This is a genomic window from Pseudonocardia aurantiaca, from assembly GCF_039526725.1.
Lineage (GTDB): Bacteria > Actinomycetota > Actinomycetes > Mycobacteriales > Pseudonocardiaceae > Pseudonocardia > Pseudonocardia aurantiaca.
This window is the reverse complement of the sequence record NZ_BAAAJG010000016.1, coordinates 342,062-354,311: the sequence shown is the minus strand read 5'-3', so window position 1 is coordinate 354,311 and position 12,250 is coordinate 342,062. Positions and strand designations below refer to the sequence as shown.

Genomic DNA, 12,250 nt, shown 5'->3' with positions numbered 1-12,250 from the left:
CGCCAGCTGACGTGCGATCTTGCCGACATCGGTCAACGCGCCACCGGGAGACCAGCAGGTCCGTCACACCTCGCCCAGCCTGCGCAGCGCGTCCGAGTACTCCACCGCAACCTCACGAGCCGCGTCGGCCACTCGGGCCCGGTGGGCATCGCGCTCGACGTACTCACGGATCGCCGCACGAGCGACTGCCTCCATCGAGCGGCCTCGCGCGCGGCCTGAGACCGCAATGCCTGGGTCTCCTCGTCGGTGAGCCGGATGGTGATCTGCATAAGGACGATCGTCCCTGATCCCTCAGCTCCAGCGATATCCCCGCGGCGTCACCATCCGCCCCGCCACCATCCGCGTCGTCGACGACCCGACGACCACCGTCGTCAGCATGTCCACCTCGGCCGGGTCGAAATCCGCCAGCGGCGCGGTCCACACCCGCTGCCCGGGCCGCCCGGCCTGGCGCACCGCGCCGACCGGGGTCGCCGACGGCCGGTGCGCGCGGAACGCGTCCAGGGCGGCACCGAGCTGCCAGTGCCGGTCGCGGCTGCGGGGGTTGTAGAAGCAGGTGACGAGGTCGGCCTCGGCGGCGGCCGCAACCCGCTTCTCGATCACGGGCCACGGTGTGTGCAGGTCCGACAGCGAGATGAGCACGTGGTCGTGCCCGAGCGGGGCGCCGAGCAGCGCGGCGGCGGCGAGCGCGGCCGTCACCCCGGGCACGCCGACCACCTCGATGTCCGCGCCGGCGGCCTCCAGCGCGGGGCTCGCCATCGCGTAGATCCCGGCGTCGCCGGAGCCGATCAGCGCGACCGCGAGGCCCTTCGCGGCGAGTGCGACGGCGTCGGCCGCGCGCTGCTCCTCGTCGCCGAGCCCGCTCACCCGGACCTCGGTGCCCGGGACAAGCAGGTGCCGCACCTGCTCGACGTACTGGTCGAGCCCCACCACCACCGAGGCCCGGCGCAGCTCGGCCGCCGCGCGCGGCACCCGCAGGTCGTCGGCGCCCGGCCCGAGCCCGACGATCGCGAGCCGTCCGCGGGGCCGGATGCGGGCGGCGGCGACCGTCACGTTCCGGTGTTTGGTCTTCTCGGCCGCCAGCTCAACGGGGGCCCCCGCGCCCAGCTCGGCGGCCGCATGCAGGGCGGCCGCCTCGGCAACGCTCGCCGTGCCGACCTCGGCGCGCACGACCTCACTCGGGTTGGGCACGTCGACCGCCGCGAGCACCTCGGCCGGGAACGTTCGCAGCTCCGCTGGGGCGATCGCGGCGAGGATGCCGGCCTCGTCGGCCTTGAGGTCCACGCTCGCGTAGGCCCGGACGGCGCGCAGGTCGACGCCGTGCTCGGTTTCCAGCCGCTGGAGCGCCGCTGTCACGTCCGCGGCGGGCACGCCCCTGGCGCTGCCGATGCCGACGACGAGCGTCGGCGGGACGAGCCGGGTGCCCGGCTCGGCGGCCAGCCGGTCGGTGATGGTGATCGTGTGCCGCGGCTCGCCGGTCACGGGCGGGAGCGGCGGCAGCGGGAAGCCGAGCGGGTTCGCCACGAGCGCGGCGCCGTCGAGCAGGGCCGTACCCGCGGCGGCGGCGTCGCCGTCCACGGTGGCGCCGAGCAGCCCCGCCAGCCCGTCGACTCCGGTGCGGCCCGCCGCGTCGGACGCGGTGGTGATCACGGGCTCCGCACCCAGCACCGCCGCCACCCGCGTGGCCAGCGCGTTGGCGCCGCCCTCGTGGCCACCTGCGAGCGCGACGGCGAACCGGCGGGCCTCGTCCACGCAGACGACCCCGGGATCGGTGTGCTTGTCGCCGAGCAACGGCGCCACGAGCCGGACGGTGGCGCCGGTCGCGAGGAAGAACACCGCCCCGTCGAGCCTCGGCCACAGCTCGGCCAGCTCGGCCAGCTCGTGCAGCCGGGCGTCGAGGACGGACGCCACCTCGGCGGCGGCGCGCCGCCCGGCATCGGTGACGGCGAACAGGGCGATCATCGGGTCCCCCACAGGATGGTCACGGGATTGGTGGCCGCGAGGCGGACGGCCCCGTCCGGCAGCTCGGCGAGCCGGGACGCCGCGAGCTGCACACCCTCGACCCGGTAGCCGGCGTCCTGCAGCAGCGCGCGGGATGGGGCGATCCGGTCGAGCGCGGCCAGCGCGACCACAACTCGCGCGGGCCCGGCAGCGGCCACGGCGGCGACGACCTCGGGTCCGCCACCGCCCACGAACACGGCGTCCGGCTGCGCGAGTCCGGCCAGCGCTGCGGGCGCCGCACCCGCCACGACGCGCACCTCGACGCCGTGGGCTGTGGCGTTGGCGGCCACCCGGGCGGTGTCGTCAGCCCGGCGCTCGACGGCGAGCACGGCCGCCCCGAGGCGCGCGCACTCCACCGCGACCGACCCCGAGCCGGCGCCGACGTCCCAGACCAGCTCCCCCGGCCGCGGCGCGAGCCGGGCCAGCGCGAGCGCCCGGACCTCGGCCTTCGTGACCATCCCGGCCCGGTGCTCGAACGCGGCGTCGGGCAGCGCCCACCCGCCAGGCGGCGGCACAGGCTCCCCACCGGCCATCCAGCCGCGTGCGGGCACGGCGTCCGGATCGCGCAGGCTGAGCACCACGGTGAGCGGATCCCAGTCCCGGGCGGCCGCCTCGGCGGCCGGCAGAGTCGTCAGCCGCTCCCCCGTCCCGCCCAGGTCCTCTGCCACGACGAGCGTGCGCGGCCACCCGTCCAATGCGGCGCCGATCTCCGCGGGTCCGGCCCCGGGAGCCGTCAGAACGGCGACGGCGGGACGCGCCCGGCAGACGTTCACGGCCGGACCCAGCGCCCGCCCGTGCGCGCTGACCACGGCCACGTCGTCCCACGACCGGCCCAGCCGCGCGAAGAACACCTGCACACTCGACCGCGCGGGCAGCACCACGGGCTCGTGCCCGTGCTCGCGCAGCAGCCGGACGATCCCGAAGAACCCCGGGTCCCCGCTGGCCAGCACCACGGCCCGGCGCCCGGTGAGCGCCGCCATCGCGGGCTCGACGGGTCCCAGCTCGACCCGCTCGGCCGAGGCGGGCACCGCGACGGATGCAAGGTGCCGGGCCGCGCCGACGACGAGCTCCGCGGCCGCAATCGCCGAGGCGGCGCCGGGAGGCAACGACCCGCCGTCGACGCCGACGACGGTGAGTGTCACGGCGCTCCGCTGCCCGCGGCCCGCGCGGCCCGCAACGCGCGGCGGGCGGCCGGCTCGGGCTTGCGGAACGTGTGGAAATGGCCGGGGTGGTACAGGTGGCTGCGCGTGCCCTCCGCGCCGAGCGCCGCACCCACCAGGAACAGCGTCTGGCGCCAGAGCTTGCGCTCTTTGCACACGGCCTCCACCTCGTCGAGGCGGCAGCGCAGCGTCACCTCGTCGGGCCAGCTCGTGCGGTAGGCGACGACGACGGGGGTGTCGTCCGGGTACCCACCCGCGCGCAGCTCGGCCACCATCTGGGCCGTCCGCGCGGCCGACAGGAAGATCGCCATCGTCGTGCCGTGGCGGGCGAACTCGCGCAGCTTCTCCCGCGGCGGCATCGGCGTCTTGCCGCCCTCCAGGCGGGTGAGCACCACGGACTGCGCCACCTCGGGGATGGTCAGCTCGCGCCCCGCGACGGCCGCGGCGGCCCCGAACGCGGACACGCCGGGCACGATCTCGACCTCGAGCCCGAGCGCCTCGGCGGCGTCGTACTGCTCCTGGACCGCGCCCCACAGCGAGGGGTCGCCCGAGTGCACCCGCGCGACCTTCAGACCTTCGGCGGCAGCGCGGCCGTACAGCGCGAGCACGTCCTCGTGGGCGATCCGCGACGAGTCGACCAGCTCGGCGTCGGGGCGGGCGTGCTCGGTGATGCACTCCTCCATCACGAGGCTCGCCGCCCAGACCACCACGTCGGCCTCGGCGATCCGCCGCGCGCCCCGCAGCGTGATCAGGTCGGCCGCTCCCGGCCCCGCCCCGACGAACGACACTCTCCCGCGTTCCACGCCGGACAGTCTGTGCCGCGCCGCTCCGCGGAGTCCAACTCGTGGGGCCGACTGCGACCAGGCGCACGGGGATTCGGCGAGCCGACGGACGAGCGGCATTGTCGTCCAGTGGGGCTGAGCGAGGGTGCCACTCGTCCGTTCGGGTACGCCTAGCCCTTCTGGCAAAGCGCTGACCTTCGCGTGTCCGGATAGTTGCATACCGGTGCGTAGTGTCCGACATATGCCGAATAAGCGCTTCGGCCGCTGCGCGCGGTCGGAGGTGGCGCCGATCGTCGTCGGCGCGCTCCTGGTCACGCTCGCAGCCTTCGCCGCGATGACCCCCGCGACGGCCGCCTCACTTCCGCGGGTCGCGCAGACGACGGGCTGCGCACCGGCCTCCCTCGGGCCGGGCGACGTCATGCGTTCCGTCGAGGGGCTACCGCCGGTGCCGGGACGAACCGTCTCGTCCTGCCGGTGACAGATCGGCGGTCCGGGGACGGCGGCTATGTCTTCGCGTAGCGCCTCGCCACGGTCGACAGCGCCACCGCGAGCACGAGGATCCCGCCCTTGAAGACGAACTGCCAGAACGTCGGGGTGCCGAGCAGGCTCAGACCGTTGAAGCCGACGTTCACCACCAGGACGCCGACGAGCGTCCCGAGGATGTGGAACTCGCCGTCGCGCAGCGTCGCCACGCCGAGGAACACTGCGGCGAACGAGTCGAGCAGGTAGCCGTCGCCCGCGCTGACGGTTCCGCTGCCGAGCAGTGAGGCGAGCAGGATGCCCGTGAGCGCCGCGCACAGCCCGGCGATGACGAACGCGGCCACCTTCACGCGATCGGTGCGGATCCCCGCCAACCGCGCGGCCTCCTTGTTGGCGCCGACGGCCTGGATGCGCTGCCCGAGCGGGGTGCGGTTGAGCACCACCCAGAGCAGCACGAGGACGATCACCATGTACCAGATCGGGTTCTGGATGCCGACGAACGCGCCCAGCGTGATGTTCGTGAACGCGGTCGGCACGGCGGTGATGGGCGAGCCCGCCGTGTAGCCGTACGAGAGGCCGATCAGCGTCGTGCCGATCCCGAGCGTCGCCACAACGGCATTGACCCTGGCCTTCGTCACCAGCAGGCCGTTGACCACACCGATCACCGCGCCGACGGCGAGCGTGACGAGCACGGCCACCGGGAGCGCAACGCCCTGGTTGACCAGCAACCCGCTCACCAGCACGCCGGCGAGACTCGCCGCGTACCCGATGCTCAGGTCGAACTCGCCCACCACGAGCACGATCGTCAGGCCGAACGCGATGATCGCGGTGAGGGCCGACTGGTTGAGGATGTTGAACAGGTTGTTCGTGCTCAGGAACGCCCCGCCGGGCACCGTCACGCCGAATATGACGATCATGATGCCCATCGCGATGAGCGTGCCGTACTTCGACACGATCATCAGCGCGACCCGGCGGGCATGACGGCCCGGGCCCGGTGCGCCGGGCCCCCTGATGTCCACGGCGCCGGTGGTCTCGGTGCTCATGCTGGTGTTCCTCCTGCGCCGTAGTCATCTGCGCCGTAGTCATCTGCGCCGTCGTCACCTGCATGCCTCGCGAAGCTCAGCGAGACGATCCGCTCCTCGGTGATCCCGGCACCGGACAGCTCGCCGGTGACGCGCCCCTCGGCCATCACGAGCACCCGGTCGCAGAGCGCGACGAGCTCCTCGTTGTCCGAGGACACGGCGAGCACCGCGGTGCCGCGCGCAGCGAGCTCGCGGACGACGCGGTGCACCTCCGCCCGGGCGCCGACGTCCACGCCCCGCGACGGCTCGTCGAGGATCAGCAGCCGCGGGGGCTCCAGCAGCCAGCGCGCGATCGCCACCTTCTGCTGGTTGCCGCCCGAGAGCGACCCGACCGGCACGTCCACGGACTCCGCCTTGACGGCCACGCGGTCGGCCACCTCCTGGGCCCGGCGCCGCCCGGCCGTGGTGCGCAGCAGCGGCAGGGCCCGGGAGTGGCGCAGCGAGTCGAGGGAGGCGACGTTGATGTTGAAGTCGATCGTGCGCTCCAGGAACAGGCCCTCCGAGCGCCGTTCCTCGGGCACCAGGCCGACGCCGGCGCGCACGGCGTCGGCGGGCGAGCGGAACCCCGTGGGCCGCCCGTCCAGGAGCACCTCGCCCGCCGTCGCACGCGCGGCTCCGTAGACGAGCTTGACGAGCTCCGTCCGGCCGGCCCCGACGAGCCCTCCGAGACCAACCACCTCGCCCTCGCGCACCGTGAGGGACACGTCCCGGACGCGCGAGCCGTCGGAGACGCCCCGCACCTCGAGCACGGTTCGACCCGTGGGTGCGGGCTCGTGGCCGTGCTCGGGGATCTCCAGGTCGCGGCCCACGATCGCGCGAACGAGCTCGGCCTTGCTGGTCGGCTCCCCCACGACCCGCTTCGTCACTCGCCCGTCCTTGAAGACGGTGACGTCCTCGCAGAGCGCCGAGACCTCGTCGAGCCGGTGGGAGACGAAGACGATCGCGGTGCCCGCTGCCACGAGCTCGCGCACAATTCCGTGCAGCCGCGTGGCCTCCTCCACCGAAAGCGACGCGGTCGGCTCGTCCATCGCGATCATCCGGGCGTCGCGCATCAGCGCCCGGCCGATGAGCACCAGCCACTGGTCGGCTGTGCTGAGGTCGTCGACGTTCGTGGTCAGCGCGAACCGCATGCCCAGCCGGTGGGCGACCTCGGCGGCGCGCTGCCGGGTGGGCCGCCAGTCGATCACCCCGAACCGCGTGCGCGGCGGGATGCCCAGCGCCATGTTGCGGAGCACGTCCCAGCCCGGGATCAGGCTCATCTCCTGGTGGATGAAGGCCAGACCGAGCCGGGTGGCGTCGTCGGGGCTCGCGATCGGCGCCACGACGCCATCGACCTCGATGCTGCCGCTGTCCGGCAGGCCGATCCCCGCCAGGCAGCGGATGAGCGTCGACTTGCCCGCGCCGTTCGCCCCCACGAGGCCGTGCACGACGCCCGGGCGGATCTCGAAGGACACCCGGTCGAGCGCCTGCACGCCGCCGAAGGCCTTGCTCACCTCGCTGATCCGGATGAGCGGGGCGGCCGGGGCAGGTCCGCCCCGCTCGTGCACGGAGGCGACTGCGGTCACTGCAGCGCTTCGGGGTGGTCCTGGACGAACTGCGCCACAGTGTCGGCGCTGACCAGGATCCCCGGGACGTTCACGGTCTTCGGCTGCCACGACGGGCCCGCCTGGATCGCCTGGAGGGTCGTCTCGAACATCGTCTTGCCCTCCGCGGCGCCGTCCTCGTAGACGGTGGCCGTGAGGCTGCCGTCCTGCACCGCCTGGATGGCGGTCTTCGAGCCGTTGATCCCGTAGGTCTTGACGTCGGTGCGGCCCTGCTGCTTCACAGCCGAGATCGCGCCGAGGGTCGGGTCCTCCCAGCAGCCCCAGATCGCGAGCGGGCCGGAGCCCTGCGGGTGCGCCGCCAGCCACGCGGTGGCGTAGCGGGAGCCGTCCTGGAGGAAGCCGGGGATCGAGACCTCCCCCTTGTCGACCTTGAGACCGGAGTTCTGAGCCACGACCTGGTCGAAGACACCCTCGCGGTCGCGGCACACCTGGCCCGCGCGGTAGGTCAGGGCCAGCACCGACCCCGACCCACCGAGGTCGGTGACCATCTGGTCGGTGGCCGGCTGGGCGAACGGCGCCCCGTCACCGGTGGTCATCACCACGCCGGTGCCGAGCCCACCGCCCCAGGTCGCGACGGGGATGCCGGCCTGCTTCGCCGCAGCCAGGCCCGCTCCCAGCGAGGAGGTGGGGAACACGAGGTCGAAGATCATCCCCGCGTTCTTCGAGGTGAAATTGCGGATCGCCGAGTTCGCCTGGTCCGCGTTGCCTGCGGCGTCGACGGTCTCGACGGTCCAGCCCGCGGCCTGAGCGGCCTCGGTGACACCGGCGATGACCCGCGCGTTGTTGGCGTCGGTCGCGGTGATCGTCACGATCCCGACGAGCTTGCTGCCGTTGCCGCCCGCCGGCGGGCCACCGGCGTTGTCGGACGGGACGGTGCACGCCGTGAGGCCGAGCGTCAGCAGGGCCGCCGCGGCGAGAACCACTCTGTTCCAGGGCATTGCAGATTCCTTCATGAGTCTTCGAGGGTGGCGGCGGACGTCGCCGCGGGGGTGTGGGCGAGCGACGGCGGGTTGACGCGGGAGGGCTCTCCCGGTGCGAGTACGAGCTCCGCTACAGCGAGGCCGTCGCCGTAGCGGCGCGCGGGGTGCCGCGTGAACGTGGCCGGCTCGTGCACGATGACGAGCCGGTTCGTGTCGCCGACCGTCGTCACCATCTCGTCGATCAGGCGCAGCCCGTCCCAGCCGCTGCCGCCGCCGAAGCCGATGTTCACGTAGCCGCCGGAGCCCCCGATGCCCTCGGCGTTCTCGTAGCTGTACATCGCGTCGCCCGTGATCACCCAGCGCTCGCCCGCGTGGTCGGTGAGGACGACGTACTGGCCACCTTGCGTATGTGTGTCCCAGGCGGTGCGGATCTCCAGGCCCGGCTGCAAGTCCAGCGGCCCGTCGAGCAGCACGAGCCGCCCGTCGCTCGCCATCTCCTCCAGCATGGCGACGTCGGACGGGTCGAGTGCCGCGATGATCGAGTCGTAGAGCGGCGACTGCGACAGCGCCCACCGAGAGCTCTCCAACTCCCGGCGCTGGAGGTAGAAGGTCGCGTTGGGGAACCAGCGGGCCGCGCCCGCGTGGTCGTAGTGGGCGTGGGTGAGGACGACGGTGTCGATGTCCTCGGGCCGCACCCCCACCTTGGCGAGCACGACGTCCGGCGCCTGGTAGTCGACGATGGCGTTGTCGTCGTGCCAGGCCTTGTTCGTGGTCCGGACGTCGTGCCCGACGTCGACCAGCATCTTGCGGCCGGCGCCCTCGATGTAGACGTAGCTGTAGGAGAACGGCCGGGTCCGACCGGACCACTCGCCGTAGAAGATGCACCCCAGGGGCTGGGCCGGGCAGCGGCTGTATTCCAGCATCCACAGCGAGTACGGCATGACTACTCCTCATCGAGCGCTGCGGGGATGAGCACCGCGGTGGGGGCGGTTCAGCGCAGGTCAGCTGCAAGTAATCGATTTCTAAAGACGCTCGGGAGCTCCGCCGGAAATCGATTACCGGCGGACCCTAGGCTGCGTGCTCCGGACGTGTCAACCATGGATGTCGCGTCGCTGCGGCCGCCGCGCTGCGACCTGCGGAGACGGTCAGCGCAGGGCCGGTCAGCGCAGGGCCGGTCAGCGCGGGGCCTGCCGCCGCGAGCTGGCGCGCACCACGAGCATCGTGGACAGCTGGAGGTGGCGCGGCTCCGCAGGCGCCGATCCGGCGATCCGATCCATCAGGAGCTGCGCCGCCTGCGCGCCGATGTCGTAGGCGGGCTGGGCGACCACCGACATCGGCGGCTCGACGAAGGACGTCCAGGGCGCCTCGTCGAAGGTGATGAGCCCGATGTCGATGCCGACCCGCAGGCCCCGGCGGCGCACTTCCTCGAGCACACCCAGCGCCATCTGCGCGTTTGCCACGAGCAGTGCGTCCGGCGGCTTGGGCGCGTCGAGCAGGCGGGCAGCTCCGCTCGTCCCGCCCTGCTGGCGGAAGGGGCCGCGTACCCACAGCTCGTCCATCTCGCCGTGCTCCCGGACTGCGGAGAGGTAACCCTCCAGCCGCTCCTGCGCCGTCCAGGCGTCCTCGGGTCCGGTGATGCACGCCGGACGCCTCCACCCCGCGTCGATGAGGTGGTCGGTGGCCGCTCGCGCACCCTCGCGCGACCGCACCATCACCGAGTCCACCGGCTCGGTCAGGGGGCGGTCCACGATGACGGTGGGGACGCCGGCCCGACGCAGGTCACCGATGTCGCTGCCGTCCCGGTGCGGGGAAAGGATCACCCCCGCCACCCGCTGCTGCTCGGCGACGCGCAGGTACGTGGACTCCTTGCCGGGGTCCTCGTCGCTGTTGCAGAGAAGCACCGAGAAGCCCCGGCTGCGGGCGACGTCCTCGACACCGCGCGTGATCGCGGTGAAGAACGGGTTGGCCACGTCGGCGATGATCAGCGCGAGCAGGTCGGTGGCTTTGCGGCGCAGGTTGCGGGCGACCCCGTTCGGCCGGTAACCCAGCCGGGCCGCGGCCTCGCGCACGCGGGAGGCGAGCTGAGGATCCACCGACGACTGCCCGTTGAGCGTGCGCGACACCGTCGCCACGGACACCCCGGCCTCGCGGGCCACATCGCCGATCTTGACCACCCGGCAGCCGACCCTCCACGCCATCCGATCCCACCCCGCCCTGCGCAGGGCGTGCGGCCCACTGGCACCCGTTCGCCGGGCACGCGTTGGGTAATCGTTTGCTGACGGGGACCGTACGGCCCGCTCCCGACCGTGTCCAGCCGAGGAGCTCATCCGTTTCGTCCACCTGGTCAGGTGTCCGGGAGCAGCGCGCGCAATGCGGCGTCCACCGCGGCCGGCCGGTACGACTCCACGGGCTCGGGTCCCATCAGCACAGCGCAGTCCTGCAGCCCGCCGAGCGCGACCACGGCCCGGCAGCGGTCGGCGGGCTCGTCGCTGCCGACCAGCAACCGGTCCAGCTCGGCGCGGCGGTGCAGCACCTCGGGCAGGATCCGGACCCGCGCCAGCACGGTGAGGTCCTGCAGCACCCCCTGGAAGAACAGGCGGTGCCGGTGGCAGAGCTCGAAGTAGGCCTCCAGGACCGGTCGCTCCCCCTCGGGTAGGAGACGCCGGGCCTCCCCGAGGAACGCCTCGATGTCGGTGACCAGCGGCTCGACGACGGCGCTGAGCAGCTCGTCCTTCGACGGGAAGTGGTAGTAGAGCGCCGCTTTGGTGATGTCGAGCCGCTCGGCGATCTCGCGCAGGCTCGTCTGCTCGAACCCTTTTGTGGCGAACAGCTCGAGGGCGACCTCGCGGATCTCCTCGCGGGTGTCGGCGTTGCGGCGGGGCATCCGCGCAGCCTATCTCCTGCCTGCCGCACGGTTACCTACTTGCCGCACGGTCAGTTTTCCCTTACCGTGCGACAGGTAGATCGACCCAGAGGAGAAGCCGTGAAGCCGACCGTCCTGATCTCCGGCGCGAGCGTCGCCGGGCCCGCACTCGCCTACTGGCTGCACCGCCACGGCTTCCGCGCGGTCGTCGTCGAGCGGGCCGGGGCCGTCCGCGGCGGCGGCTACCCGATCGACGTCCGCGGCGTCGCGCTCGACGTCGCCGACCGGATGGGAATGCTCCCGCGGCTGCGGGGCGCGCACGTGGGCACCCGGCGTGTGACGTTCGTGAACGCGAATGGGCGGGTCACCGGCCAGATCGCCCCCGACGGGTTCACCGGCAGCCCCGAGGGCCGTGACCTCGAACTGCCGCGCGGCGACCTGACGCGAGCGCTGTACGAGGCCACCCGCGACGACGTCGAGTACGTGTTCGACGACTCGATCACCGCGATCGACGAGCACCAGGACGGGGTGCACGTGACGTTCCGGCGCGGGGCTCCGCGCACCGTGGACCTCGTGGTCGGCGCGGACGGGCTGCACTCCAACGTCCGCGCGCTCGCCTTCGGGCCCGAGCGCGCCTACCGCCACGACCTCGGCTTTCGCTTCGCGGCCTTCACTATGGACGACGGTCTGGGCCTCGACCGGGAGGCCCTCTTCCACAACATCCCGGGCAGGCTCGCGGGTTGGTACGCCGTGCACGGCCAGGACCTGTCGACGGCGTTCCTCGCGTTCGCCGACGACGGCGAGGCCGACGTCGACCCCCACGACCTCGACCAGCAGCGCAGGCGGGTGACCAACGCCTTCAGCGGCGCGGGCTGGGAGGTGCCGCGGATCCTCGCCGCGCTGCGAACCGCCGAGGACCTGTTCTCCGACTCGGTCAGCCAGATCCGCATGCCGCGCTGGACGTCGGGGCGCGTCGCGCTGGTCGGCGACGCCGCGTACGCCCCGTCGTTCCTCTCCGGGCAGGGAACCAGCATCGCGCTCGTCGGCGCCTACCTGCTGGCGGGCGAGCTGGCGACGGCGCGCGGCGACCACCGCCTCGCGTTCGGGGCCTACGAACGACAGTTGCGCCCGTTCGTCGAGCGCAACCAGCGGCTCGCCAAGAGCGGCACCTTCGCCCTAGTCCCCGCAACCCGGACGCAGATCTGGCTCCGGGACCGGCTCCTCGGCGCCCTGACCCGCCTGGGCCCGCTCGCCCGGCGGCTGAACGGCGGCGTCAACCAAGCGGCACGGGCGCTGGAGCTGCGCGACTACGAGTCGCTGCCGGACAAGGACGACGCCACGGCGTCCGGCTGATCGGGTCC

General features: G+C 73.1%; 12 protein-coding genes. 2 read left to right on the top strand and 10 right to left on the bottom strand.

Annotation, left to right across the window (positions count from 1 at the left end; translation table 11 throughout):
• Nucleotides 1-63: 63 nt before the first annotated feature.
• From ABD143_RS26290 to cobM, 4 genes are all read right to left on the bottom strand, one after another.
• On the bottom strand, nt 64-195 hold the full coding sequence (locus tag ABD143_RS26290; protein ID WP_343983846.1) for a hypothetical protein: 132 nt from the start codon (nt 193-195) through the stop codon (nt 64-66).
• A 96-nt stretch (nt 196-291) separates the two neighbouring features.
• On the bottom strand, nt 292-1,959 hold the full coding sequence (gene cobJ / locus ABD143_RS26285; protein ID WP_343983843.1) for a precorrin-3B C(17)-methyltransferase: 1,668 nt from the start codon (nt 1,957-1,959) through the stop codon (nt 292-294).
• The gene (gene cbiE, locus ABD143_RS26280; protein ID WP_343983840.1) at nt 1,956-3,140 is read right to left on the bottom strand and encodes a precorrin-6y C5,15-methyltransferase (decarboxylating) subunit CbiE; all 1,185 of its coding nucleotides are present in this window, start codon (nt 3,138-3,140) and stop codon (nt 1,956-1,958) included. The genes cobJ and cbiE overlap by 4 nt, the downstream gene beginning before the upstream one ends.
• Entirely contained in the window at nt 3,137-3,961 is an 825-nt protein-coding gene (gene cobM, locus ABD143_RS26275; RefSeq protein WP_343983837.1) for a precorrin-4 C(11)-methyltransferase, read from the bottom strand. The genes cbiE and cobM overlap by 4 nt, the downstream gene beginning before the upstream one ends.
• A 220-nt stretch (nt 3,962-4,181) precedes the next feature.
• Here cobM and ABD143_RS26270 point away from each other — a divergent pair, with 220 nt between their 5' ends.
• Nucleotides 4,182-4,418: a hypothetical protein gene (locus tag ABD143_RS26270; RefSeq protein WP_343983834.1), complete on the top strand. Its 237-nt coding sequence runs from the start codon at nt 4,182-4,184 to the stop codon at nt 4,416-4,418.
• Between the two features lie 25 nt (nt 4,419-4,443).
• On the opposite strand, the gene ABD143_RS26265 is transcribed toward ABD143_RS26270, so the two are convergent.
• From ABD143_RS26265 to ABD143_RS26240, 6 genes are all read right to left on the bottom strand, one after another.
• A complete protein-coding gene (locus tag ABD143_RS26265) occupies nt 4,444-5,463 on the bottom strand; it encodes an ABC transporter permease (protein WP_343983832.1) in 1,020 nt (339 codons plus the stop codon).
• A complete protein-coding gene (locus tag ABD143_RS26260) occupies nt 5,460-7,067 on the bottom strand; it encodes a sugar ABC transporter ATP-binding protein (protein WP_343983829.1) in 1,608 nt (535 codons plus the stop codon). The genes ABD143_RS26265 and ABD143_RS26260 overlap by 4 nt, the downstream gene beginning before the upstream one ends.
• Nucleotides 7,064-8,044 carry a sugar ABC transporter substrate-binding protein gene (locus ABD143_RS26255; RefSeq protein ID WP_343983826.1) on the bottom strand — a complete coding sequence of 327 codons (981 nt, stop codon included), beginning with the start codon at nt 8,042-8,044 and terminating at the stop codon, nt 7,064-7,066. Before ABD143_RS26255 ends, ABD143_RS26260 begins: the two co-directional genes overlap by 4 nt.
• A gap of 11 nt (nt 8,045-8,055) precedes the next feature.
• Nucleotides 8,056-8,967 (bottom strand): MBL fold metallo-hydrolase, encoded by a 912-nt coding sequence (locus ABD143_RS26250; protein ID WP_343983823.1) that lies wholly within the window; start codon nt 8,965-8,967, stop codon nt 8,056-8,058.
• Nucleotides 8,968-9,201: 234 nt separating this feature from the next.
• A complete protein-coding gene (locus ABD143_RS26245; protein ID WP_379659828.1) occupies nt 9,202-10,200 on the bottom strand; it encodes a LacI family DNA-binding transcriptional regulator in 999 nt (332 codons plus the stop codon).
• 170 nt (nt 10,201-10,370) lie between these two features.
• Entirely contained in the window at nt 10,371-10,910 is a 540-nt protein-coding gene (locus ABD143_RS26240) for a TetR/AcrR family transcriptional regulator (RefSeq protein ID WP_343983816.1), read from the bottom strand.
• Between the two features lie 99 nt (nt 10,911-11,009).
• Here ABD143_RS26240 and ABD143_RS26235 point away from each other — a divergent pair, with 99 nt between their 5' ends.
• Nucleotides 11,010-12,242: an FAD-dependent monooxygenase gene (locus ABD143_RS26235; RefSeq protein ID WP_343983813.1), complete on the top strand. Its 1,233-nt coding sequence runs from the start codon at nt 11,010-11,012 to the stop codon at nt 12,240-12,242.
• The last annotated feature ends 8 nt before the right edge of the window (nt 12,243-12,250 follow it).